At 64.3% G+C, this 20,419-nt stretch carries 27 protein-coding genes; 5 read left to right on the top strand and 22 right to left on the bottom strand.

Features of this window, described 5'->3' with window-relative positions; all coding sequences use genetic code 11:
- Positions 1 to 21 precede the first annotated feature (21 nt).
- The 21 genes from AKJ09_RS00380 to AKJ09_RS00280 all read right to left on the bottom strand — a co-directional run bounded on the left by AKJ09_RS00380 (position 22) and on the right by AKJ09_RS00280 (position 15,637).
- Entirely contained in the window at positions 22 to 222 is a 201-nt protein-coding gene (locus tag AKJ09_RS00380) for a hypothetical protein (RefSeq protein WP_146644884.1), read from the bottom strand.
- Between the two features lie 41 nt (positions 223 to 263).
- Complete coding sequence (locus AKJ09_RS00375) at positions 264 to 1,094, bottom strand: DNA ligase (protein ID WP_146644882.1); 831 nt, start codon at positions 1,092 to 1,094, stop codon at positions 264 to 266.
- A 10-nt stretch (positions 1,095 to 1,104) separates the two neighbouring features.
- Positions 1,105 to 2,697 (bottom strand): hypothetical protein, encoded by a 1,593-nt coding sequence (locus tag AKJ09_RS00370; protein WP_146644880.1) that lies wholly within the window; start codon positions 2,695 to 2,697, stop codon positions 1,105 to 1,107.
- Between the two features lie 141 nt (positions 2,698 to 2,838).
- Positions 2,839 to 3,072: a hypothetical protein gene (locus tag AKJ09_RS00365; RefSeq protein ID WP_146644878.1), complete on the bottom strand. Its 234-nt coding sequence runs from the start codon at positions 3,070 to 3,072 to the stop codon at positions 2,839 to 2,841.
- Positions 3,069 to 3,422: a hypothetical protein gene (locus AKJ09_RS00360; protein ID WP_146644876.1), complete on the bottom strand. Its 354-nt coding sequence runs from the start codon at positions 3,420 to 3,422 to the stop codon at positions 3,069 to 3,071. Before AKJ09_RS00360 ends, AKJ09_RS00365 begins: the two co-directional genes overlap by 4 nt.
- A 34-nt stretch (positions 3,423 to 3,456) precedes the next feature.
- Entirely contained in the window at positions 3,457 to 4,644 is a 1,188-nt protein-coding gene (locus AKJ09_RS00355; RefSeq protein ID WP_146644874.1) for a hypothetical protein, read from the bottom strand.
- Positions 4,641 to 4,979, bottom strand: a complete 339-nt coding sequence (locus AKJ09_RS00350; RefSeq protein ID WP_146644872.1) for a hypothetical protein — start codon at positions 4,977 to 4,979, stop codon at positions 4,641 to 4,643. The genes AKJ09_RS00355 and AKJ09_RS00350 overlap by 4 nt, the downstream gene beginning before the upstream one ends.
- The gene (locus AKJ09_RS00345) at positions 4,979 to 5,518 is read right to left on the bottom strand and encodes a dATP/dGTP diphosphohydrolase domain-containing protein (protein ID WP_146644869.1); all 540 of its coding nucleotides are present in this window, start codon (positions 5,516 to 5,518) and stop codon (positions 4,979 to 4,981) included. The genes AKJ09_RS00350 and AKJ09_RS00345 overlap by 1 nt, the downstream gene beginning before the upstream one ends.
- Positions 5,515 to 5,919: a DUF7768 domain-containing protein gene (locus AKJ09_RS00340; RefSeq protein WP_205633552.1), complete on the bottom strand. Its 405-nt coding sequence runs from the start codon at positions 5,917 to 5,919 to the stop codon at positions 5,515 to 5,517. Before AKJ09_RS00340 ends, AKJ09_RS00345 begins: the two co-directional genes overlap by 4 nt.
- A complete protein-coding gene (locus AKJ09_RS00335; protein ID WP_169927128.1) occupies positions 5,916 to 6,533 on the bottom strand; it encodes a sigma-70 family RNA polymerase sigma factor in 618 nt (205 codons plus the stop codon). The genes AKJ09_RS00340 and AKJ09_RS00335 overlap by 4 nt, the downstream gene beginning before the upstream one ends.
- Positions 6,530 to 7,108 carry a sigma-70 family RNA polymerase sigma factor gene (locus tag AKJ09_RS00330; RefSeq protein WP_146644865.1) on the bottom strand — a complete coding sequence of 193 codons (579 nt, stop codon included), beginning with the start codon at positions 7,106 to 7,108 and terminating at the stop codon, positions 6,530 to 6,532. The genes AKJ09_RS00335 and AKJ09_RS00330 overlap by 4 nt, the downstream gene beginning before the upstream one ends.
- 51 nt (positions 7,109 to 7,159) lie before the next feature.
- Positions 7,160 to 9,328, bottom strand: a complete 2,169-nt coding sequence (locus AKJ09_RS00325; protein WP_146644995.1) for a DNA polymerase — start codon at positions 9,326 to 9,328, stop codon at positions 7,160 to 7,162.
- A gap of 330 nt (positions 9,329 to 9,658) precedes the next feature.
- Entirely contained in the window at positions 9,659 to 10,162 is a 504-nt protein-coding gene (locus tag AKJ09_RS00320; RefSeq protein WP_146644993.1) for a hypothetical protein, read from the bottom strand.
- A 130-nt stretch (positions 10,163 to 10,292) separates the two neighbouring features.
- Positions 10,293 to 10,475, bottom strand: coding sequence for a hypothetical protein (locus tag AKJ09_RS00315; RefSeq protein ID WP_146644991.1), 183 nt, complete (start codon positions 10,473 to 10,475; stop codon positions 10,293 to 10,295).
- Positions 10,472 to 12,172 carry a DEAD/DEAH box helicase family protein gene (locus AKJ09_RS00310; protein WP_146644989.1) on the bottom strand — a complete coding sequence of 567 codons (1,701 nt, stop codon included), beginning with the start codon at positions 12,170 to 12,172 and terminating at the stop codon, positions 10,472 to 10,474. Before AKJ09_RS00310 ends, AKJ09_RS00315 begins: the two co-directional genes overlap by 4 nt.
- 5 nt (positions 12,173 to 12,177) lie before the next feature.
- Positions 12,178 to 12,750, bottom strand: coding sequence for a methyltransferase domain-containing protein (locus tag AKJ09_RS00305; protein ID WP_146644987.1), 573 nt, complete (start codon positions 12,748 to 12,750; stop codon positions 12,178 to 12,180).
- 5 nt (positions 12,751 to 12,755) lie between these two features.
- Positions 12,756 to 13,073, bottom strand: coding sequence for a hypothetical protein (locus tag AKJ09_RS00300; RefSeq protein WP_146644985.1), 318 nt, complete (start codon positions 13,071 to 13,073; stop codon positions 12,756 to 12,758).
- The gene (locus AKJ09_RS00295) at positions 13,070 to 13,282 is read right to left on the bottom strand and encodes a ClpX C4-type zinc finger protein (RefSeq protein WP_146644983.1); all 213 of its coding nucleotides are present in this window, start codon (positions 13,280 to 13,282) and stop codon (positions 13,070 to 13,072) included. Before AKJ09_RS00295 ends, AKJ09_RS00300 begins: the two co-directional genes overlap by 4 nt.
- Before the next feature lie 257 nt (positions 13,283 to 13,539).
- Positions 13,540 to 13,854 carry a hypothetical protein gene (locus tag AKJ09_RS00290; protein WP_146644981.1) on the bottom strand — a complete coding sequence of 105 codons (315 nt, stop codon included), beginning with the start codon at positions 13,852 to 13,854 and terminating at the stop codon, positions 13,540 to 13,542.
- Positions 13,854 to 15,173 carry a PD-(D/E)XK nuclease family protein gene (locus AKJ09_RS00285; RefSeq protein ID WP_169927134.1) on the bottom strand — a complete coding sequence of 440 codons (1,320 nt, stop codon included), beginning with the start codon at positions 15,171 to 15,173 and terminating at the stop codon, positions 13,854 to 13,856. Before AKJ09_RS00285 ends, AKJ09_RS00290 begins: the two co-directional genes overlap by 1 nt.
- Positions 15,170 to 15,637 carry a hypothetical protein gene (locus tag AKJ09_RS00280; protein ID WP_146644977.1) on the bottom strand — a complete coding sequence of 156 codons (468 nt, stop codon included), beginning with the start codon at positions 15,635 to 15,637 and terminating at the stop codon, positions 15,170 to 15,172. The genes AKJ09_RS00285 and AKJ09_RS00280 overlap by 4 nt, the downstream gene beginning before the upstream one ends.
- A 123-nt stretch (positions 15,638 to 15,760) precedes the next feature.
- Here AKJ09_RS00280 and AKJ09_RS00275 point away from each other — a divergent pair, with 123 nt between their 5' ends.
- The 3 genes from AKJ09_RS00275 (at position 15,761) to AKJ09_RS00265 (ending at position 19,035) form a co-directional block, all read left to right on the top strand.
- Positions 15,761 to 18,013 (top strand): AAA family ATPase, encoded by a 2,253-nt coding sequence (locus AKJ09_RS00275; protein ID WP_146644974.1) that lies wholly within the window; start codon positions 15,761 to 15,763, stop codon positions 18,011 to 18,013.
- Positions 18,014 to 18,286: 273 nt separating this feature from the next.
- Entirely contained in the window at positions 18,287 to 18,784 is a 498-nt protein-coding gene (locus tag AKJ09_RS00270; RefSeq protein ID WP_146644972.1) for a RuvC family protein, read from the top strand.
- Positions 18,785 to 18,795: 11 nt separating this feature from the next.
- Entirely contained in the window at positions 18,796 to 19,035 is a 240-nt protein-coding gene (locus AKJ09_RS00265) for a hypothetical protein (RefSeq protein ID WP_146644970.1), read from the top strand.
- 106 nt (positions 19,036 to 19,141) lie between these two features.
- Here the strand turns inward: AKJ09_RS00265 and AKJ09_RS55440 are convergent, their stop codons facing one another.
- On the bottom strand, positions 19,142 to 19,273 hold the full coding sequence (locus AKJ09_RS55440) for a hypothetical protein (protein WP_275936595.1): 132 nt from the start codon (positions 19,271 to 19,273) through the stop codon (positions 19,142 to 19,144).
- Between the two features lie 354 nt (positions 19,274 to 19,627).
- Here AKJ09_RS55440 and AKJ09_RS00260 point away from each other — a divergent pair, with 354 nt between their 5' ends.
- Both AKJ09_RS00260 and AKJ09_RS00255 read left to right on the top strand, forming a co-directional pair.
- Positions 19,628 to 19,873, top strand: a complete 246-nt coding sequence (locus tag AKJ09_RS00260) for a hypothetical protein (RefSeq protein WP_205633554.1) — start codon at positions 19,628 to 19,630, stop codon at positions 19,871 to 19,873.
- A gap of 136 nt (positions 19,874 to 20,009) precedes the next feature.
- On the top strand, positions 20,010 to 20,393 hold the full coding sequence (locus AKJ09_RS00255; protein ID WP_146644966.1) for a hypothetical protein: 384 nt from the start codon (positions 20,010 to 20,012) through the stop codon (positions 20,391 to 20,393).
- Positions 20,394 to 20,419 lie beyond the last annotated feature (26 nt).

Genomic DNA, 20,419 nt, shown 5'->3' with positions numbered 1-20,419 from the left:
CGAAGCCGAGGGTGAGGGCGGTCATCTCGGCTCCTGGTCGGGACGTCGGCGAAGGGCCTCGCTGTTCGCGTCGAACGGCACGGGCATTGGCACGGTGCGCCTCGACTCGACGCGCACGCACGCGTACATCGCGGCCTCACGGACCTCGCTCGGTGTGAGCTGCAGGTCGTGAATGAGCTTTTCCAGCGTGTCGACGACAGCGTGGAACGTGCTGTCGTTCATGTACTGGTGTTCCGCTCTTGAGAGCGGACCTCGGTAAGGGCTCATTCGTAATCCCTCACCGCAACGAAAACAGGAAATCGCGGGATGCTGTCCTTGGTGAGCTCCTGGTAGCGGACTGTGATGATCGAGCCGTGCACCGGAGGGTTCTCGCGCTCGGCGTCGGTGAAGCCCGTGCCGACTTGGAACTTGACGACTCGGTCGGAGCCTCCGTGGTCGGTGACGCAGTCGAGCGCGCCAAGGCGGCCCTCATGCTTGCCCTTGCCGGGCACGTGGCCAAGGACCGTGGCCTCGATATCGAAGAAGCGTTTGACCTTGAGGAGCGTGGAGGAGCGCTTCTGCTCGTACAGCGAATGCGGCTCACGGAGCATGATGCCTTCGCCGTGCAGCTCGTTGATGATGACGTCTGTGGTCTCCGTGAGGTGCTTGATGCCTGTGCACCGGACCTGCGGCACGTGCTCGATGTACGGGCGCTCGCGCAGTATGCGGGCGAGCAACTCCTGCCGCTCCTCGAAGGAGGACGACCAGCTCTCGCCCTCGGGGTACAGGTCGAACACGTGGTACTTCACCTTCGACCAGTCGCCGCTCGAGGAGCGCACCGCCGAGACGGTTGCGTCGAACTGCTTGCGGCCGATGAACAGCTCGCCATCGAGTTGCGTGCTCGGCATCTGCGCCTTGAACCAGTCCGGCGCGTAGAACGGCTTGCCGTTGCGTGACCAGAACTCGCCGTCCTTCCAGATGGCCCGCACGCCGTCGAGCTTCTCGCTCATCCACCAGCCGGTGGGATCGACCTTGTCCGTCCACGGTTTCGCGAGGAGGACTTCGATATCGATGTCGGCGCGCTTCTCGGGTTTCGTCTTCGTTGCCTTCGCCATGGCGTTCTCCTCAGTCCCAGCGATCGAGCTTGTAGGTGGTGCGCATTCCGCGCGATGTGACTCGGAACAGCCGGCTCCAGCCGAACGACGAGCCCTTGCAGAGCACGACCCCGCAGACCTCCGCCTCGTGGCGGCCTGCGATGACGGCCTGGTTGAAATGCGCTTCGAGCGTTCGGCGGATCGGGTGGTATTCGCTCCTCATGTGCTCGGGGAACATGCCCGCGCCGCGGATGTACTTGCGGTCCTTGCAGCCCTCGAGGACGAAGACGGCGCCCGCACCGAGGTGGTCGTAGGACTTCGACTCGTCCCACATCCACGAGCGCATCACGACGGCGTTGACCTTCGCCCACTCGCCTGAGCGGAGATTCCAGTCGGCCGGCATCGAGCCGTTCGAGTAGACGTAGTACGAGACGGGGTTGTCCCACTGCAGCATGTTCGGCGCGGAGGGGTCCTTCGCCGTGACCATCGCGGTGTACGAGCAAGCCTCGCGCGGGACGAGGTACTCAATCTGCTCCGCCTCAGGGAGGACGGTGCGCTTGAACTTCTCCCACGTCATCGTCACCGTCACGCCCTCCGTAACCGCGTCGGGGCGGCGGGCGAGGTGCCCGAAGACGCCGCCGACAGGGGCGGGGCGCGGGCAGGGCTTCCAGAGCGCCACGACGTCCGACATCTTCGCGAAACGACGCTCGAGAGCGCCCGCGCTGCGAAGCGCCGCGACGATCTTCTCGGCCTGGGCGATGTTGCCGGCCTTCGGCGGTGCCTGCGGGCGCAGGTACTGCAAAGGGTTCATCTTCACTTCGAAGTTGCGCTTCACGGCCTCGAAGGGCAGCCCGGCCTGAATGTCCTCGAGGAGCGAGCCGATCATGCCGCTGCGCACGTGGCAGTAGCCGGCCGGAGCGCTAGCGACGGCGCGCCAGATGATGCTAGTGCGCAGCTTCGCGCCGTGCGCTGCGTTGATCTCGTTGTGCAGATCGAAGAGCCAACGGGCGACGCCGACGCACTTCTCGGCGCGGAACAGCTGACCGTTCGTGAGCATGTTGTAGGCGTGCGTTACGGTCTTGAGCGGGAATTCTCCCAGAGCCCGAAGGAGCATCTCGTACTCCTCACGCTTCGCCGCCATCTCTTGGAAGGGCGTCGTGACGCGGGACAGCGAGCGAAGGTGCTTCGGGGTCTTGACCGCGATGTGGCGCCACTTCCCGGTCTGGGGCGTGCCCCAGTTGATCTCGCATGCGCGGAAGACGCCGGTGACGTTCGCGCGGGTGACGATGCGCTGCATTGCTGTGACCGCGCCGTGGTAGAGCGCCGGCACACGGAGGCCGTCGGGCCACATGACTGACTTGGTGAAGCCGTACTCGGCAATCGTGACGAGCCCGCCGAAGCGTTCGATGAACTGCCGACAGCAGTTGCAGTTGCGGTGCTGGCGCTCGCCGGGCGGCGCGTTATCGAGGTACGCATCCCAAAGCCCCGCAGCGTCCGTGGTGAAGAGCTTCACCGTCGGGTCCGCCACGGCGGCGTCGAAGTGCTTCTGAACCTCCGAGAGGAAATCCTCGTAACCGTCGTTGTCGTTCTTGAAAAGTGCGAGAATGCAATCGGTGGTCATCATGGGAATTCCTCTTCGAGGTGCAGGTCGCCGGTCAGGCGTTGTTTTCGATTTCGTGCGCTATGCGGAGCGTGAGGCAGAACACCTGACAGGCCACCCACGCGACGGCGATGAGGGCGCAGACGACGAGGCGGCGAAGGAGTGTCATCGTCCTGCCTCGACGACGCTCACGATCTGCGACGGCAGCTCGGCGCTCGCGTCCGCCCCGGGCCACGTGCCGAAGGCTGTGCGGTCGCGGCCTTCGCCCACGACGTTGACTTCGATGAAGCCCGCAAAGCGGAGCTTCTCGGCGATGGTGTCGTTACTCGCGAGACGCTCGAAGAATCCGAGCTTGATCGTGGCGGCGTAACGCTTGTTGGAATGGACGGTGAACTTCATGTGGTCTCTCCGTTCTGGGCGGCTGCCCGCTTCTTCTCGCGCCAGCGGCGAACCCGCTCGCGGTGCGCGGCCCGTTGATGCTCTGTCGCCATCAGGGCCTTGTAATTGTCGGTCTCCCTGTAGGCGCGACGCTTCTCTTTGAACGCGTCGGTGCTCCGGTACTGACGCTGCTTCTCGCTATGGGCATGCTTCGTCGTGCGGTAGTCGCGGCGGCGAGCTTCGAGGAAGGCGGGGTCCTTCTTGTCGGCTCGAATAGCCCATCCACCGTTGATGAAGTCGCGAGTCTCTCCGCAACCTACAAGGATCGAGAAGTGTGATTCGATATCTTCTTTGAGATTGAGCCAGGCCATAATGATTACTGCGCTGAAGTGGACGTGTTCGGGGCTAGTCGCGAACCCAGATCGGGCTACGGCACGTCTTGCCGCGCTTCGAATCGAGCAGGTAGAACGCCTGCTGCGGGGGCTCGGGCGTCGCCTTGATGCTCATCGAGTATGCGTCGAACCCAATCACGCTGCCGTTCACGGCGACGCGGCCGGTGTCGATGTACTGATGGAAGTGCCCGAAGTTATGATAGTGGCACCGCTTCGCGATATCCCACTGAGCGACTGCCTTGTTGAGTGGGATGGTAATTCCGCCGACGCCGCCCTGGTAGTTGACCTCGTCGCCATGGTGGAAATGCAGGTCGAAGTCGTAGACGGTCAGGTACTGATGCGCGCTCTCGTCCGCGAGGAAGCGCACGCGCGGGTTGCCCTCGAAGTGCGAGGCGAGCCACTGGTACAGGAGCCACTCGTACGAATGGACAGCGCCCTTCGCGCGGAACGGCTTGCCTGTGTTGCGCCCGTGGTTGCCGTACGAGCAGACGACGGTGACGGTCTCGGTGTTCGGGTCGTCGAGCAACGAGTCGATGCCGGCGACGATGCGGGAGCGGAGCCAGAGCAACGTCGCGATGGGCGCGCTCGCGGTGGTCTCCTTGTTCTCCTCATGGATGTGGCCGGTCATCAGGTCGCCACCGAGCCAGAGCACGACGTCGCGAATCGCGAAGGCGTTGCGGTGGAAGTCGATAAGCCAGCGGTAGCCACTGAAGAACCTCTGCAGGCTCTTCTCCGCGATGGTCGGATTGTACTCGTTGCCCGTGGGCGTCTCGCCCTTGCGAACGACCTGCTCACAGTGGAAGTCCGAGAGGAGCGCGACAGCGGCGGCCTCACGGGTGCCGTTGCTCGTGCGCTCACGGCGGCGCACCGGCTCCAGCGGCTTCGACGTCAGGGCCGTCATGGTGCTGACAACGGAGCGGAGCGAATAGAGGTCCTTCTCCATCGTGGAGACGCGGACCTTCTCGGCGCGGGCGGCCTGCTGCGTCTCGTATCTCTTGAGCACGTCGGCCGCCTGGCCGTCCGTGTCGTCCGTCTTCGAGGCCTTGCCTCCGCGCCCGTCGAGGCGGTTCAGCAATCCTTTGATCGACGCCTCGGAGACATCGAAGTGGGCGGCAGCGCGCTCGACGCCACGAGCCTGGATCTCAGAGCTCCGCACGAAACTGAGCACTCTGCGGATATCGTTGTCGTCCCAATATCTCATGATGCCTCAACGAAAAGGTCTGCAACCTGATTCAGAAATTGGTGGAGGGCCGGGGTCAGCGCACCGACGATGCGTTCGTCGATGGCCTCGTCTTGCCCGTAGGCGTCGGCGGCTTGGCTGACGAAGAGGCACGCGTGCAGCACCTCGTGAAGGAACGTGGAGACGCGTGCGGGGCCTTTGAGGTCCGACGAGATGTAGATGCAGGACGTGTTGTAATCACACGTCCCAATCTTCCGCTCGCCGTCGACGCGCAGATGCTCCGAGATGGGAGAGACGATGAACGCACGCCACGTCTCTCCCCCGAGCTTGAAGCGGCGCCAGACGCGCGGGCGCATTAGCGGACCCTGTAGTAGGAGTTCCAGAAGTCCTTGTTCTGCGACTGCGCCGCCTGCAGCTGCCCAGCCATCGGAGGCGGATCACCCACGTAGTGGACGGGCTTGGGCGTTTCCGTATCCGCGATCGTGTAGTGCTTTGGGGCCTTGTCCGAGTACTTCTTGCGGAGCCCCTCCATCAGGCTCTCCTGCTCGGCGTAGACCGTGCGAATGTCGACGCTGGGCGGGCGGTCGTCGACGAGCTTCCCGGCAGCCTCGGCATCCATCAGGATGGACATGCAGGCCATGATGTTCGCGCGGTGGTCTGTGCCGTCGACCGGGTCGTACTGCTCCCCGCTCAAGTAGGCGTCGAGGTGCCGCTGCGCGGCGGAAAGGTAGACCGACGAGCGAACACCCGCGACGCGCCAATTCCAGGCGCCGTACTTCAGCAGGCCGGCGAACTGCGCCACTGCCCACTTCGCCTTCGCGATGGGGCTGAGGAGCCAGAGGGGAATCTTGGTATCCGAGACGGCGTCCTTCGGATTCGAGGGCTTGGTGCTCATACGAAAAGAGCCTCCTCGTGCTCCACCTCGCAGGTCGTCCAATTCGCTGTCCGATACAGGCACTCATACTCGGCGACGTCGCGTCCCTCGATGGAGCGGAACACGACTTTCTGACCTCGCTCCACCGCCTCCGCAATGCCTGCCATCATGCCCGACGACAGCCCCCGGTCGATGTAGACTGCACGCTGGGCGCCCTTCTCGCCCCAGGCGAAGCCGGCCTCCATGCCCTGCTTGCGCTGCTCAGGGACCGTGTCGTCGAGCAAGCCGTCTTGCGTGAAGAAGAGATGGCTCGCGTACGGGGCCTCGCCTCGGCGGAGGCAGTCGAGCACGCACTTCTTTGCGTACTCGATGTTCTTCTTGATATCGCCAGCGTACGGACTTTCGATAACGGTGAGCTTCATTCCAATTCTCCTCGCATCTGTTCGAGGGCTTCCGCCTCGATCTGCCGCGCCAGCTCGCGGCTAATTCCGAGTTTCTTTCCAACCTTCGCGTGAGAAAGGCCGTTGACGTATCGCAGTCGGATTACCTGCCTTGAGCGTTCGTCGAGCTTCGCGACGAGCGCCGGGAGCTGTTCGAGTGCCAGGCAGTCGGGGGGCTCTTCGAATTCCGCGCCGAGCACTTCGTGCAGCGGGAGCTCTCGCTCCATGCGCGCCCCGTTCTTATTCTCGCGCGACGCATCCTCGGCCGACACACCGACTGTTCCATCGAGAGAGACCAGCGTGACGGGCCCTGTGCCCTTGCCGCTCCGCCCGCCTCGGTACGAGCCACCCGACCTCTTCTGCTCGCGGATCACACGGAGCATCGCGAAGCGGACCGGCTGTCGAACCCACCGAAGGAGGCCTGCACCGCCGTCCTCCCTCCACGACTTGAATGCTTCGGCGACCGCGATGAACCCTTCCTGAACGAGGTCGTCTTCCTGCACTCCGCTCGACGCTGCGAGTCGCTTGGCCTCGCCAAGGACGAAAGGCGTCAGCTGCACTACAGCCTCGGCCTCCGTCGAGGGCACCGGCTTCACGATGCCCGCTGGATGAACTCCTCGACCTGCTTCTGCATCGTCTGCGCCTTCGAGTGACCGATGCCGTTCGCGCTCGCGATGCGGCGGTAGTCGAGCCCCTGCAGCTCGTGTGCGACGTAGACGTTCGCCGCGAGCGTGCCGAGGGCTTTGGTGATCTGCTTGAGGCGGAGGTGCAACTCAGCCCAGGCTTCCTGCCCACCGCGATACGCGCCTTCGATCGAGTCGAACTCCGCGACCGTGTCGATGTGGCTGGTGCGGGCGCACTCCTTCATCACGACGCGCTTCATCGCGAAGCGCACGAACTTGTATGCATACGCACGGAACGTGTCCGACCGTTTCTCGGTCGGCATCGCCCGCCACTTGTCCGCCGCCTTCGCCAGGCGAATCAGCCCTTCCTGCACGAAGTCGTCGTAAGACGACGGGCGACGCATGCCCCGCGCGATCTGCTCGACCAATGGCAGATACATCTTGAGGACTACGTCGTTCGAATTCGGGAAGTCCGATCCCGCCGTATGGGTCGGATGGACAAAAGAAACCTGCTCGGCGCGACGGGCGCCGTTGGCGATCGAATTCATGATGACTACACTCCGAGTCGGGCCGGTTTTGTCCGCGCCCTAGAAACTTTTCTATGCAGCCCAGGCGACCAGACGGCCGCGCGCGTCGAACGTCGGCTCGGCGTTCTTCGACATGCGCTTCATGAGCAACGGCTCCATCTTCGAGAGCTTGATGGGGACGTCGGGCAAGTAGGTATTCGCCGCTTCAACCATGATGCGTGCGTTCTCGTGCGCGACGTCATGGGCGCGCTCGTCGTCGCGACATTCGCCGATCAGCTGGTCATGAATGAACGCGACGGTGCGTGCGTTGTACAATGGCGACGTCGGGTCGGTGTATTGCGCCTTCGCCACCAGCCACATCGCGAGTTTGCCGATGTCCGAGGCGAGGCCCTGGAATCTGAAGTTGCACGCGCTGCAGAAGCTGGCGCCGCCGCGGAAGCGCTCAGTGAAGAGCGATTCGAGCGAGGCCTTCCCCGACTCGCCGCAGAGACCATTGATGTACTCGAAGTACAACCTGATCTCCGGCCACGTCTCGAGCCACTGCTCCTTTAGTTCCTTGGCGCGCTCGATGGTGAGCCCGAGCGATTCCCACTCGGCTTTGGCCGCCGCCTTGTCGGGATTCGAGAAGACTGCCTTCTTCGTCGCAGTGACGAACTTGGCGATGCCCATGCCGCCGGGGAAACCGAAGTTGGCTGCCTTGCTCAGCTGACGTGCCTGCTTGACGTCGGGGCGCTTCTTGTTGGCCGCCGCTTCTTTGTACGTGATGCCAAGCATCGACGCCGCCATCCAAAGGTGCGGGTCCATCCCGGCGTTCAGCGCATCGGCGAGCTTGCTGAATCCGAAGAGCGAGACGCACACCTGCGCGAGCGTGTAGAGCTCGATGGAGGGGAAGTCGGCGTCGTAGAAGACGTGGTTGGGGCGAGGGATGTACAGCTCTCGGAGCCCGGGGCGCCGCCGGATGTTCTGGATGTTCGGCTTCGACGATGTCGTTCGACCAGTCTCCGCCAGCCCGTACTTCGTGTGGATGGGGTACAGGACGCCGGAGGCGATCTGCGCCACGTCCGTGTTCAGGACTTTGCCGAGTGTCGTGTACTCGGCGTAGGCGATCAGCAGATCGTCTTCCGACGCGTGGCACGCGTCCTCGTCGAGCTGGACGTGGTCCTCACACGCCTCGTCACCACAAGGGAGCAGCGTGCCGTCGAGGAGCTTGCACTTGCCGTCCGGGTTCGAGTGCCCTTCCGTGCGGCGGAGCGTGATGCCCTCGCGCGCGCAGACCTCGATCATGCGCTTCTTCGCGGCCTTCGTGTCCTTGCTGCCGTCGGGGCGGACCAGGCCGGCCTCGATCAACTCGAGCTGCACCTCTTCGTACAGTTCCGCCGTCTCGCGGCGGAAGATCTCGATGCCGGCCTCGTCGGTCTTGAGACCCCACGCCGAGGAGAGGTGCAGCGCAAAGTAGGCTCTCGCCTGACGGAATTGGTCCTTCAGGTAGCTCTCGTGCGTCTCCTGCTTGAGGTAGACGGCGAGCGTCGCCTTGGCGTCTTCGAGCGGGTACGTCGTGCACCGCGCTGGGTCGCCGTCGATCATCGAGCGGAGGCCGTCGATCTTCTTCTTGACCGCTGCCGGCACCTTCGAGGCTGGGACGTGCGCCCACTTCCTCGTCAGCTCCAAGAGCGTGACGCGGGCCTCAGCTTGCACCTCGCGAGCGCGGTCGGGCCACGCTGAGAGTGGCAGTCCGACGAAGCGCCCGTAGGAGAGGCGCCACTCGTCCTTCGAGAGGATGATGCCCGCGCAGCGTTTGGCGAGCGATTCGAGGTCGTACAGGTGCTTGATGAACAAGCCGCCCGAGACGAAGCGGCCCATGTAGCAACCGCTCGCGATGTCGAGGAGCTTCTGCCGAATCTGGACGTCGGTGACCCTGTCCTCCTCGTAAGCCTGGAAAATCAGGCAGCGCAGCTCCGGCCACGCCTCGGCGGCCACCGCCATGTCGTAGGCGATGTTGGCGCCGATGAAGAGGATGGACGGGTCCTCCAGCCAGGCGGCGAAGCGCGCGCGCATCTCGTCGCCGACGCAGATGCTCGGGGCGGCATCGCCCTCGAACTGCCACGTCAGGCAGACGGGCGCGGGTGCAAGCCGCGCCTTGTCGATGAGCTCCGTCTCGAAATCTACCGCGAGCTTGCGGAGCTTTAGCCCAGCCGTCGCAAAATTTACGTGTGCGCGCGCGGAGGCCGAGTTATGGTCCACGTGTCGCTCCCTTCCGTCGAACAGTTGAGGGTGACAAACGGGGCCACGCGGAGTGTGAGTCCACGTAGTCTCAATGAACCGGCAGGGAGTGTGAGTCCCTGCCGGTTCGTCTATTTCGGCCCATCAGGCGGTGTGAGACGCCTGATGGGTCAGTCAATCGCTCTTCGTGCCGTCCGTGAGTACTGCTACTCGACGGACAGTCGCACCAAGATGCTCCTTACATAACCTGAGCGATCGCAGATGGACAGCAGATCGCTGGTCCCTCGGGGTACCACGGCAGGCACGTAGTCCCTTTGCGACCCTATGTCGCGTCTGGAAAGACCGTGATGCTCAGGCCACGGCTTCGCCGGCCGACGCTGGCGACCAGCTGTGCACCGTGAAGGTGCCCCCCTGTGTCTGTCCCGGCTTCGGGCGCGTGGCCTTCAGGTTGGTCTCGAGCTGCACCTGCTCCCCGATGAGGATCGTGGCGTCGAGATCGTTCTTCTTGGCGTAGGCCGGGTCGACGGCCGCCATCACGAGCCGCGTCGCTTCGTTGTGTAGCTCGGGGTTCAGGTCGGGATCTGCGACGTCCTTCGGGTGATGTCCGGTGACCGCGAAGATCAAATTCTTGATGTCCCCAAAGCTGTACTTTGCACGTTCTCCAAGAAGCGGCGCCGACCACGAACGGGTCGAGCCGGCGGGGTCGAGCGGCGATGTCGACTCGTCCACGCTGAATTCGCAAATGAAGAATCGGCCCTTGTGCCCTTCGTGGACGAAGATGCGCTGAATCGTGACGAGGAACTTTCCTTCGCCTTTGACGTACTGGCCGCCGGCTTGCGACTTCGCTTTCGCCATATCGTCGAAATAGGACGCTGCACCCATATGATTGCTCCGTGTGAGAGAGTCGTTGTGTCAATTCAATTCGAATGACGAACGGTGTGGCGTTCGTCGGTCGGTACACTCAGTTCAAGAGAAGTTCTGTCCGCTACTTCTTCGCGTTCACTGCAAGCGCGGCGATGTTCTTGCCAAACCACGAGCCCGGCTTCTTCCAGATCAGCGGATTGATGCCTACGAGCACGTGATCGTTGAGCCACTCCTGGAATATCGCCCGATCGTGGTCCGTCCAATCCTCCGGCATTTCGACCGTGAGCGTGACGATGTTCATCATTCGCAGTTTCCCCATTCAGGTCCGGGCCATTCCTCCATCTCGTCCACGTCGAACCACTCGTCCGTGTTCGCGATGAGGAGCTTGTTCTGACTGCCGACCGTGTCGCGAATCGCGAACGCGCCGGCGTTGGCTTTCGACCAGGCGCGTACATGCTCCCGGCATCCGACGAGCACATCGACCTCGACGTCCTTCGTCTGCCCCGGGCGATGCGTGCGCCCGAGGAGCTGCTGATTCACGTCCGCGCCTTCTTGGAAGCTCGTGATGAGATTCCGATGCCACTTCCTCTGCAGGTTGCGGCCCTCGCGGTTCGCATCGATCGAGACGATGACGCAGCTGTTCGGGTCGGCGTCGTCGATGAATTGGCCATCGGCCGCGAGGCCTTTGGCGCCGTAGTACTTCGCGCCGGTCAGCGCCGACAGGCGCTCCGCGAATGCGACGTGCTCCGTCCACACCAGCCCAGGCCCGCGAGCCATCCAGTCGGCGCAGACCTTGAGCGCGTTGTCGTCGACCCAGTACGGGACCGGGTTCGGCACGAAGGTGTCCTTCACCTTGCGCCAGCGTTCGAGCTTGTCCGTCGGCAGCTCGCCCGCGTCGCATGCCTGGGCGACGTGCAGCGGCGAGTCCCACGTGCGTGACGTCGAGAGGATGCTGCGCACGAACGCGTCCCACTGTCGGCGCGCTTCGCGCCATTCGTCCGGCGCGGGCGGTGTCCACCGTTGGTAGAAGCCGAGCGCCATCTGCTTCGAATGCGCCCAGACCTCGGCGGCCTCCCATAGCTCCTCGCCGTTGGGAGTGACCTTGTCGTTGCGCAGTACATCGAAGTGCTCGCGCATCTCCTCGCTGACTTCGTAGACGATGGGTCGAATCGTGAGTCCGACGCCGACGTCTGTGCCCGAGAGTGCCGAGGCAACAACGCCCGGCGTCTCGCGGAGACGTCGTTGGAATCCTCGCCGAGCGGCGACGAGTTCACCGCGTGACTCGACATCGCGGGGGTCGGCGAGCTCGAGCAGCGCGCCCGGCTCGACTCTCATGAATTCGTTTTCGATGTTCGTGTCTAGGCACATCGACCACATCAGGCATTCGCTATCCTCGAGAGGTACCGGCGCGCCGTCTTTCAACGCCCACCGGAGGACGTGCGCGAAGTCGAGGAGCGACTTGCGCATGATCGTGCCGGTCATCGCGACGACCTTGGTCTCCGGGTGCGCGTCCATGTACCGCTCGATGCGTCTGGTCACGGCGGCGTCCCTGTTCTTCGTCTTCTGGCTCTCGTCGAAGATGATGACGTCGGGGTTGTACAGCTCCAGGTCACGTGCACTCTGCACGAGACCGAGCATCTGGTAGCTCATCATCCGAATGTGATTCGGCACGAGCCAGTGCTCCGACAGCTCGCGGAACTCGCGCGCCGTCTTCTGAATGAGATTCGCCGGCAGGAGGAGCAGCGGGCGCTGCGCGTCGAGGACGTACGCAGCGAGCGCGGAGATCAGCGTCTTGCCCTCGCCGACGTCGAGCGGGAGGAACCCGCCGCCACACACGCCGATGTCGTGGAGGGCGAGCGCCTGCAATGCGCGCAACCTCATCGTGCCCCAAGGCGTCTTGAGCAGCTCGGTCAGCTGCTCCACCAGACCTTCGGGTGCAACAGGCTGCCGCCTCGGGAGCGCGATGATGCGCTCCAGGCAATCGGTCTTTTCGATTTCCATGTATCCTACAAACGGACGATTCCGAATCTGGAGAACACCTGCCCGAAGGCCGTCAGGCGTGCCTCCCCCTCTTTATTGTCGGGAGGCAGATACCCGATGACCGTGGCGTGCGGCGGAGCGGTGCCGGGGACGAACGTGCCGTCGTCCTGTTGCTGCAGGTACTGAATGCGCTTTCGCGGGATACAGAACGGCACGGATACAACCGGGAACTGCGCGTCCTGCGTCGTGGCAAGGCACTCGACACTGAAGCCGAAGAACACGGCTTGCTCGACGCGCCCGGCAATCCACTCGTCAACGAGCTTGTCCCACCACATCGCGGCTACGGAGCGAACGCGTCTGCCTTCGCGAATCGCGCCGCCGGGCGGGTTGAGGAGCACGCGGCCGTGCCACGGCTTGTCGAGCCCGTTGGTCTCTTTCGTGAAGTAGCGAGGTGCCTTCACGTGCGCGGCGTTTATTGCGCCTGTGGTAGCTGGGTCGAGGTCGATGCCTCCCATCACGGCGCGGGCGGCTTCGATGAGGTCGACCGGGGTGTAGTGCTCGTTTGACTCGCTGGAGTGCTGAGCTTTCTGCGGGTCCATATTCGCTAATCCCGCGACAGCGCGTGAAGCGCGTCACCCGCGATGTAGGCGGCGAAGCAGTAACAGACATTGCCTAGCTCGGTGCTCCAGCCGCCAGCCTCGTGCCCGTAATAGAACCACCAGGCGACGCCGAGTGTGTAGAGTGCAGTCATCATGATGCGTCTCCAGTTTCGTTGTTTGGGCCGGGGAGACCACGCGATGTGAGGAATAGGGCGTGCGGGGTAGAGCGGCTTCAGCACGGCACCTGCTACGACCGTGGTCTGCTTCGGCGTGCGCTTACGCTTGCGCGGCGAGCCGCTCTTCTTTTGATACGGCTTGCTCATGTCGCCTCCGGGCACTCGGGATCGTGTTTGCCATTCACCACCGTGCATTCCACGCAGTGGGCGACGCGCGCGAGCGGCGTCTGCGCGAGGCCGACGCACAGGTTGCAGATGAACGCGTGCTTGCCTCGAATGAGGACTTTCACCTGCTTGCGCGTCTTCTTGCAGAAGGAGCAGCACTCCGGCACAGCGGCTACTTCGGTATCGCTCATCAGAATCCCAGTCCCTTCGCCTGCTCCAAGGCTTTCGCCCATCGACAGCCCGGCTTGTGGGCGCCGCCGTCCAGACCTGGGGAGTGGCCCCAGTCGTTGCACGCCTCGTGTTCGTGCTCCCGAAGGAGCCCGACGCACTCCCGGAGGAGTGCGACGAGTTCTTTCGTGCCCATCAGCCCCAGCGCCACGGCGGTGGAGGCGGGTCGGGCGGCCAGTAGATGATCATGAGCGCGAAGACGAACGTTAGGGCGAGCACGTCACCAGCCGTCACGGCGGACCTCGACAACGCCGGGGCGCGGGAGGGAGCCGAATCGGCGCGGGTCCTTCTTGAACCGGTCGCCCCAATCGGGGATAGCCTCACGCGAGCGCTGCACGGTGAGGTGCAGGGTCGTGCGCGTGATGACGAGATCGACACGGGAGCGACCACGGGAAAGGTTCTTTTCCGCGAGCTGGATCTCGCGCTCGGCGTAGCTGGCCGGCAGCGTGACCGGGCCGGCGAGCTCGCACATCTCGTTGCCGTCGCGGTCGAGGCTGACCGCGTAGCGGCCGAGGGTCTTGCCAGTGGAGATCATCAGCCGACCGCCTTGAGGCGTGCGATGAGGTTGTCGACGATGGCGTCTGCGAGGTCGCGAACGTTGACGATGGTGCGGCCGGCGTCGTACGCGTCCGGCGGGTCGAGGGGCAGCGAGAGCTGGCGCGGGTCCGTGGCGGCAGCCGGCGCGGCGGGCTCGGTCTCGGCCGCCTTCTGCGCGGCGCGCGCCTTGGCCGTGATGCGCTTCTTCGGCGCGGTCGCGGCCTCACCGACCGGTGGCGGCTCAGGGAGCGCCTCGGGGGGCGGGGGTGGCAGGCGCGACTCGGGCGGGTTGATGCCGAGGGTGCCGGCCGGCGGCATGGGCTGCGTGAGGAACGACGCGCGCGGGTTCGCCGCGACATGCTCTTCGAGGGACGGTTGCGCGGCGGGCGTGGGCGCAGGTGCAGGCGCGGCCGCGGCGGCGAGACCGGCCTTCTTTGCCTTGAGGTTGGCGAGGAGCGAGCTGGTGCTGGACATGGATTGGACGTCTGCTTTCTTCTTGAGTTGAATGAGTGGGTCGGACTTGGCTGCGAGCGCTTCGAGCCCGGCAACGTGCTCGCTCGGCGAGAGGTTGCAGCGGTCGCGGAATGGGCACCCGCCGAAGTCGGCGCATGCTTCCGGGCTCGGCGGCAGTGCGAGCGGGTCGGTGATGTTCTTGCGGGCGTCGAACATCTCGATGGCGGTGGCCTCGATTTGCTGGAACTGCCCGACGACGTGCTCCGCCGTCACTCGGACGTGCACGCGTTTGGACTTCCGAGCGCCGCGAGTGCGCGCGTACATCCAGTCGAGGTCGATGATGGGCGAACGCGTTTGGAAGATCGCGTCGGCCGCGTAGACCATGGCCTGCTCGTCCTCCAAGATGGTCTCTTCGGTGAGAGCCCACTTGAAGTCACTCGTCGTCTTGAAGTCGCCGACGTACGGCGCACCGCCCGCGAGTCCTGGCGACCACTTGCTATCGGGCAGAACGAGGTCTTTGTATCCCTGGAATCCGAATTCTCCCTTCGCTGCAGGGCTCGGCAGGATGAAGTGCTTTTGCACTTCGAGCGGCGTTCCCTCCGTCGCGGGGCGCGGAAGGAATTCGAGCAGGCTGTTCGCAATCTCCCCGCTAATGCGCGTGAAGTCGAACGGTCGCCCGTCTCTGAGGTAGGGCTGCAGCTGGTTGTCGTCGACGTCGGTGCCGAGTTCAGCGGCAGGCGAGGACGGCGTGCGAATCTTCGTGATGTACTGCCAGCCCCACCGTCGCGCGCACCTGCGGTACGTCTTGATTTGCGACGGTGAGACGAGCGGTATCGCGGACTCAACCCGCGGTCGCGCGGTCACCCAGCCCGGCGGGTGTTCTCCTCGGCCAGGGAAACGGAGAGCGCCACGTCGCAGGCGCCGCGAATGATCTTGAGCAAGTCGTCTTGCGCCTCGACTACGTCTTCGAGCGCCGACACCTCTTCGATTGCATCATTGCACGCGTCGACTTCTTCGTTGTGGAGGTAGAGCACCGTGCGGAGGATGAGCGTGATGTTCTTGTCGAACGCCTTGGCGACCTCGCGGACGCAGTCGTCGACTTGGTAGGGCAGCGGCACTCGCGGATGGCAGAGATGCCCGACCGTAATGAGCAGCAGCTCCATTAGGTCGGCGCCAGCTTCCGAGGCGGTCCTGGCGGCGCTGCTTAGAGCTTCGTCGCAGCGCGCGCAGAGATCGTCGGCGCGCGCGCCGGGCTCGGCATCGCGGACCATGCAGATGTGGCACTTGCCGTCAGGGACCTTTGAGCGCTTCGGCGTTGCGTTCGTCATGCCCCCTACACTCACTGGGGCACGGGTTTTGTCCGGGCCGTGGTCGCTTTCGTTACGGAGGCGCGGCTCAACTTTCTTTCAGGCCGCGCGGACAAGACCCCCTCTGAACTGAGTATTGTGGGCATGGCAAACCCTCCCGTCTCGACGCTGATCTTCGAGCACGCCCAGGTCGGCGGATGGCCGAAGCACCAGGACGCGCGCGGCAACCTCTTCCCGATCGCGCGCACGCTCACCGAGGACTACGACACCGACGCGCACTTCGTTTCGTACTCGGCCGACATCGTGCACCGTCACACGCACGCGTCGATCACCGAGCACGCCGACGAGGCGAACATCCAGATGCAGCTCGCGGTGTTCGACGTCGACGGGCCGGGCCACGTGGGGACGGACGAGTGGTTCGAGGCGGAGATGGAGAAGGCCAACGACCTGATCCTCGACGGCGCCTTCATCTACCGCACACGCGGCGGTTACCGCATCGTGGGCCGGCTGCCGCGCCCCTTCTACATCCTCGACGCTGATGAGGCGGCGTCGTGGTCGGAGCTGTACCTTGCATGGTGCAACTACCTGCAGCGCGTCTACGGCATCGTCGCCGACCGCAAATGCAAGGACTGGCAGCACCTGTTCCGCGCGCCGCGTGCGATGCGCGATGGCGTCGTCCTTGATCTCCCGACCACCGAGAACGCGGACGACATCGGCCTCTGGCAGCCAGCGCTCACCGGCGCGGACTGGCAGGCAGAGCAGATTCGCAAAGTCGAGCAGGCCCTCACGGCCCCTCGAGAGGAGACCATTCCCGTGAGCGGCACGCGCCTCGAGCGCGCCGCAGCGATCTTGGCGAACGCGTGGCCTGCGAAGGGAGAGGGACGCGACGGCACGCAGCTCGCGCTCGCCGGAGTGCTCTGGCACCTGGGGTGGGACCAGGACGCCGCCGTCGACTTCGTGTGCGACGTGTGCCGGCTCGTGGGCGACGAGGACCGCCCAAAGCGCACGCGGACGGTACAGAAGACCTGGCTGAAGGCTGAGAGCGGAGGCCTGGTCGGAAGCTGGGCGAACCTTGCATCCTGCGTCGGACACGAGGCCGTCGACGCGGCGCGCGCGCTCTTGACCGGCTTCGACGAGAAGGGCTTCGCACAGTTCCAGGCGCTGCTCAACGCGCCAAAGGAGCCTCCCCCGACGAGCATTCTCGATCAGATGCTGGCGGAGAAGCGCGCCGAAGAGGCCGCCGACTCGTCTGACGACCGTGTCCTCGACAAGTTAGGCATCCGGTGGGGAGGATGGAACAAGCCCATCCCTCCGCCGAGCTACCTCCTCGAAGGCTTGATTCCGGAGGGCAAGGTCGTGGCCTTCTTCGCAGAGGGCGGCTCCGTGAAGACTTGGTCAGCGTTGTCCCTCGCCATCTCGGTGGCAACCGGGAAGCCATGGCTGGAGATGTACCCGGTGAAGCAGGGCAGGGCGATCTACCTCGACTACGAGGACGGCATGCAAGAGACCCAGCGCCGTGTGAACCACCTGGAGATCGTGACCGCGATGTCCGGGATGATGGAGGGCCAGGACATTCCTGACCTCGGCTACCGCTACGGCGGGCAGCGGCTCGACAATGTGGAGTTCTGGGCGGAGCTCACCGAGCACGTGAAGGAGCAAGGCATCACCCTCCTGGTGTTCGATTCGGTCTCTGCGGCGATGCCTGGAGGGCTGGACGAGAACGCGTCGCAGTTCTCAGAGGGCATCAAGCACGCAGGCACGTTCACCGAACTGACCGGCTGCACGGTGGTCTTCATCCACCACGCAAACAAGGGCGGGGGCATGCGCGGTCACTCGAGCATGCGCGACCAGTGCGACATCGTCTTCCGGTTTGAGCCCGTGAGCGAATCGGAGAACGGGGTCAAGCGCATGCGGATGGTCTGTGACAAGCCCGGTCCCCAGAAGAAGCCCGCGCCCGTGAATGTGGAGCTGACGAAGGACGCGCGCCTCGTGGCGTTCTCGGAGGACGAGGCGAAGCCGGCGCGGGACCCGCTCAAGGAAGGGGACACGAAGCAGGCGATTCGTCTCGTGCTGGCGACGGGCCCGATGGCCAACGTCACCGCCATCCGCGAGGCCGTGGGCCGGAACCGCAAATTGGTCAACGACACGCTTATGGAGATGTCGGAGGACGGGGAGATCGTGAAGCTGGGCAAGACCGGCGGCTACGCGCTCAACGGCGAGGAGCATCAGACGCAGCGCGTGCTCGATGTGCTTGCGTCGGACTTGGTGTTCGTGACGGCGAGTGAGCTCGCGCGTCAGGCGTACGTGGACACCACGTTCGTCGAACGGCTGAGGCTGCGGGGGGTTGTTTGCCAGAGCGGAGAGGGTCGATGGATGGGGGTCAAGAAGGCCCTCTGAGAGGGCGCTCGGGCCAGTTCCGGAGCAGTTCCCGGAACTGGTCCGGAACTGCCCTGGGAACTGCAGTTCCGGAGCAGTTCCGGCGGAACTGCGATGAGAAATCGCCCTATTTTATAGGGGTTTCATCAGTTCCGGTTCCGGAACTAGTACCCGACCGACCCAGGTAGTTCCGCCCGATATCCGGGGCAGTGAAACGCCCCGGATAGAGGGCGGGTACCGGGCCGGGTTTTCAGAGACAGGTTGAAGGCACGAAGACAAGGACAGAGCTGAACCATGGCGCTCCTCTCCATCGACCCAGGCAACAACGCAGGGTGGGCGACGTTCGACGCGACCACCGGCGACCTACAGGCGTGCGGCAAGGGCGCCCCACCGCCGGACATCCTCGACGGCGTCACCGTCGCCGTCATCGAGCATCCGGTGATCTACCCCGGCGGCAAGACGAAGAACCCGAACGACATCGTCAAGCTCGCCGTGACCGCAGGCACGCAGGCCGGCATCCTGATGGCCCACGGGGTCGACGTGCGCTACGTCACCCCGCGGGAGTGGAAGGGGACGCTGGACAAGGACGCGTGCTGTCGGCGCGTCTGGAGTCGCCTCACCGCCGAGGAGCGGGCCCTCGCCGCGCGGTGGGAGCCTGAGGAGCGCGGCGAGGTGAAGGACTCGAAGACCCACACCCTCGACGCCATCGGCATCGGGCTCAACGCGGTCGGGCGGTTCAAGGTGCCCGAGAGATTTGGGAGCGGCTGCGGTTGGCGACGTCGGATGCGCTGACTAGTGTGTACGTGGGAACCAACTCGTCATCGACCGACTCGCCCCCGACCAAGGCCCAGCGGAGGCTCCGCCAGATCGCCGCGGAGTTTTCGCGGCAGGTTGCCGAGGCGGTGGTCTTGGCCCACGAGATCTCATTGCAGGCGGAGTGCGCGAGCGACGAAGAGGCGACAGCGCTGCTCGAAGGGCTCGAAGCGGAGGGCATCATTGATGACAGTGGGATTGTGGCAGTTGTGGCGGATGTGACTAATTGATAATTCGCCATTACGAGAGACGGAAAGCCATAAAGCAATAGCGGCGCTGGGATGGTCCCGGCGCCGCTATTGATAATTCGTGTTAGCGGTGGTGGCGGAGTCGACGTTAGCCGCCCTTGTTGTACGGCCCGCGCTTTGGAACGCCCCCTTCATGGTGTCCATCGCGAATCCACGCGTTGATGCGCTGGCGCAGGGCATCGTTCGCCTGCGCTTCGCCGCGTTCGATCATCGCGATCATCGACTGCTCGGTGCCTAGCGCTTTCGCGAGCGCTGCCTCCGTCGTCCGACGTCGCAGGCGTGCAGTTCGTAGCCAGTGGCCGACCCCGTTTTTGGGTGTCGTCTTTTCGTGTTTCGGCGTCCGGCCGTCGGATGAATTGCCCATAAGGAGAATAGTGGCTTAGAAAGAAAATGCGATTAGCCGCTTGACGGTCGGGGTACCCGGGATTAGGGTTTGAATTGTTCGACGGATTCAAAAGCGCGAAAGCGCACTAACGAGAAAGGCTCACACCCTATGTCTCTCGTACTCACGGTCAACGGTTCGGTTGTTGCGGCGGAGTCGGCCGCTCGGGTTTGCGCGCGCCTCCCTGTTGGGATGCCTAAGGGGGGCGGCAAAGGCCCCGCGGCGATGACTGCGGAGCTAAGCGCGCTGCAGTACGCGCTTACGCATCGGGACTACTCAAGGCAGGGCGATCTTCGTCACGAATTCGCGAGCGCGCTTGTCGCGTCGCAGGGCCATCACTTCGCGCACTCGTTCGGCACGCCGCGCAGCTCGGGCCGTTGCGTGTGGGAGATCGGCGGCTTCGTCGAAGAGTTCGAGATCGTCGAGGTGGCGGCATGAACACCAACGGCAAAACCTTGGACGAGCTCCGTGCCATGGTCGCGCGTGGTCTCGTGACGCCGGAGCAGTTCGAGGCGCGTGCGGCGCGCGACGCGACGGCTAGGGAGTTGGCGCGACGCGCGTTCGGGGGTGGACAGTGAAGGGCGATCGGCTGTTCACCCTGAGGTATGCCCTCTGGGACGGAACGCGGCTCACGATTCACGCAATCCACACAGGACGCTACGACGATAGAGGCACTAGCCGGATCACGATTGAGGCGGTGCACACGAGCGGGCGCTCGAGTGATGCGAAGTTCCGTAGGGTGGTCTGGCACGAGGGTCAGACCTGGTGTCACCCGTCCCCGGTCGACACTGATGACGGTGACCGCACGCGCGAACTTGTCACGTCGCTTGTAGCCATCAAGCCCGGCGATACGGACTCGGAATACTTCGACGGATACACGCCGGAGCAACTGGACTTTGCAACCACGTACGGTGAAGAGCTCACGATGCAATCGTGGGAAAGGTACGGCGAGCCATGAAGGGGCGAGCGCGCATCATGTTGGCC

Source organism: Labilithrix luteola, assembly GCF_001263205.1.
Classification (GTDB): Bacteria; Myxococcota_A; Polyangia; order Polyangiales; family Polyangiaceae; genus Labilithrix; species Labilithrix luteola.
This window is presented reverse-complemented; position numbering and strand designations above follow the sequence as displayed.

What these genes read in the sequence shown, in the direction of transcription:
- AKJ09_RS00365 (WP_146644878.1), bottom strand. Translation starts at nt 3,072, where the DNA reads ATGAAGTTCACCGTCCATTCCAACAAGCGTTACGCCGCCACGATCAAG.
- AKJ09_RS00310 (WP_146644989.1), bottom strand. Translation starts at nt 12,172, where the DNA reads ATGGAAATCGAAAAGACCGATTGCCTGGAGCGCATCATCGCGCTCCCG.
- AKJ09_RS00280 (WP_146644977.1), bottom strand. Translation starts at nt 15,637, where the DNA reads ATGACGAACGCAACGCCGAAGCGCTCAAAGGTCCCTGACGGCAAGTGC.
- AKJ09_RS00295 (WP_146644983.1), bottom strand. Translation starts at nt 13,282, where the DNA reads ATGAGCGATACCGAAGTAGCCGCTGTGCCGGAGTGCTGCTCCTTCTGC.
- AKJ09_RS00375 (WP_146644882.1), bottom strand. Translation starts at nt 1,094, where the DNA reads ATGGCGAAGGCAACGAAGACGAAACCCGAGAAGCGCGCCGACATCGAT.
- AKJ09_RS00260 (WP_205633554.1), top strand. Translation starts at nt 19,628, where the DNA reads ATGCCTAAGGGGGGCGGCAAAGGCCCCGCGGCGATGACTGCGGAGCTA.
- AKJ09_RS00370 (WP_146644880.1), bottom strand. Translation starts at nt 2,697, where the DNA reads ATGATGACCACCGATTGCATTCTCGCACTTTTCAAGAACGACAACGAC.
- AKJ09_RS00320 (WP_146644993.1), bottom strand. Translation starts at nt 10,162, where the DNA reads ATGGCGAAAGCGAAGTCGCAAGCCGGCGGCCAGTACGTCAAAGGCGAA.
- AKJ09_RS00350 (WP_146644872.1), bottom strand. Translation starts at nt 4,979, where the DNA reads ATGCGCCCGCGCGTCTGGCGCCGCTTCAAGCTCGGGGGAGAGACGTGG.
- AKJ09_RS00330 (WP_146644865.1), bottom strand. Translation starts at nt 7,108, where the DNA reads ATGAATTCGATCGCCAACGGCGCCCGTCGCGCCGAGCAGGTTTCTTTT.
- AKJ09_RS00340 (WP_205633552.1), bottom strand. Translation starts at nt 5,919, where the DNA reads ATGAAGCTCACCGTTATCGAAAGTCCGTACGCTGGCGATATCAAGAAG.
- AKJ09_RS00300 (WP_146644985.1), bottom strand. Translation starts at nt 13,073, where the DNA reads ATGAGCAAGCCGTATCAAAAGAAGAGCGGCTCGCCGCGCAAGCGTAAG.
- AKJ09_RS00305 (WP_146644987.1), bottom strand. Translation starts at nt 12,750, where the DNA reads ATGGACCCGCAGAAAGCTCAGCACTCCAGCGAGTCAAACGAGCACTAC.
- AKJ09_RS00360 (WP_146644876.1), bottom strand. Translation starts at nt 3,422, where the DNA reads ATGGCCTGGCTCAATCTCAAAGAAGATATCGAATCACACTTCTCGATC.
- AKJ09_RS00345 (WP_146644869.1), bottom strand. Translation starts at nt 5,518, where the DNA reads ATGAGCACCAAGCCCTCGAATCCGAAGGACGCCGTCTCGGATACCAAG.
- AKJ09_RS00315 (WP_146644991.1), bottom strand. Translation starts at nt 10,475, where the DNA reads ATGATGAACATCGTCACGCTCACGGTCGAAATGCCGGAGGATTGGACG.
- AKJ09_RS00270 (WP_146644972.1), top strand. Translation starts at nt 18,287, where the DNA reads ATGGCGCTCCTCTCCATCGACCCAGGCAACAACGCAGGGTGGGCGACG.
- AKJ09_RS00290 (WP_146644981.1), bottom strand. Translation starts at nt 13,854, where the DNA reads ATGATCTCCACTGGCAAGACCCTCGGCCGCTACGCGGTCAGCCTCGAC.
- AKJ09_RS00380 (WP_146644884.1), bottom strand. Translation starts at nt 222, where the DNA reads ATGAACGACAGCACGTTCCACGCTGTCGTCGACACGCTGGAAAAGCTC.
- AKJ09_RS00275 (WP_146644974.1), top strand. Translation starts at nt 15,761, where the DNA reads ATGGCAAACCCTCCCGTCTCGACGCTGATCTTCGAGCACGCCCAGGTC.
- AKJ09_RS00355 (WP_146644874.1), bottom strand. Translation starts at nt 4,644, where the DNA reads ATGAGATATTGGGACGACAACGATATCCGCAGAGTGCTCAGTTTCGTG.
- AKJ09_RS55440 (WP_275936595.1), bottom strand. Translation starts at nt 19,273, where the DNA reads ATGATCGCGATGATCGAACGCGGCGAAGCGCAGGCGAACGATGCCCTG.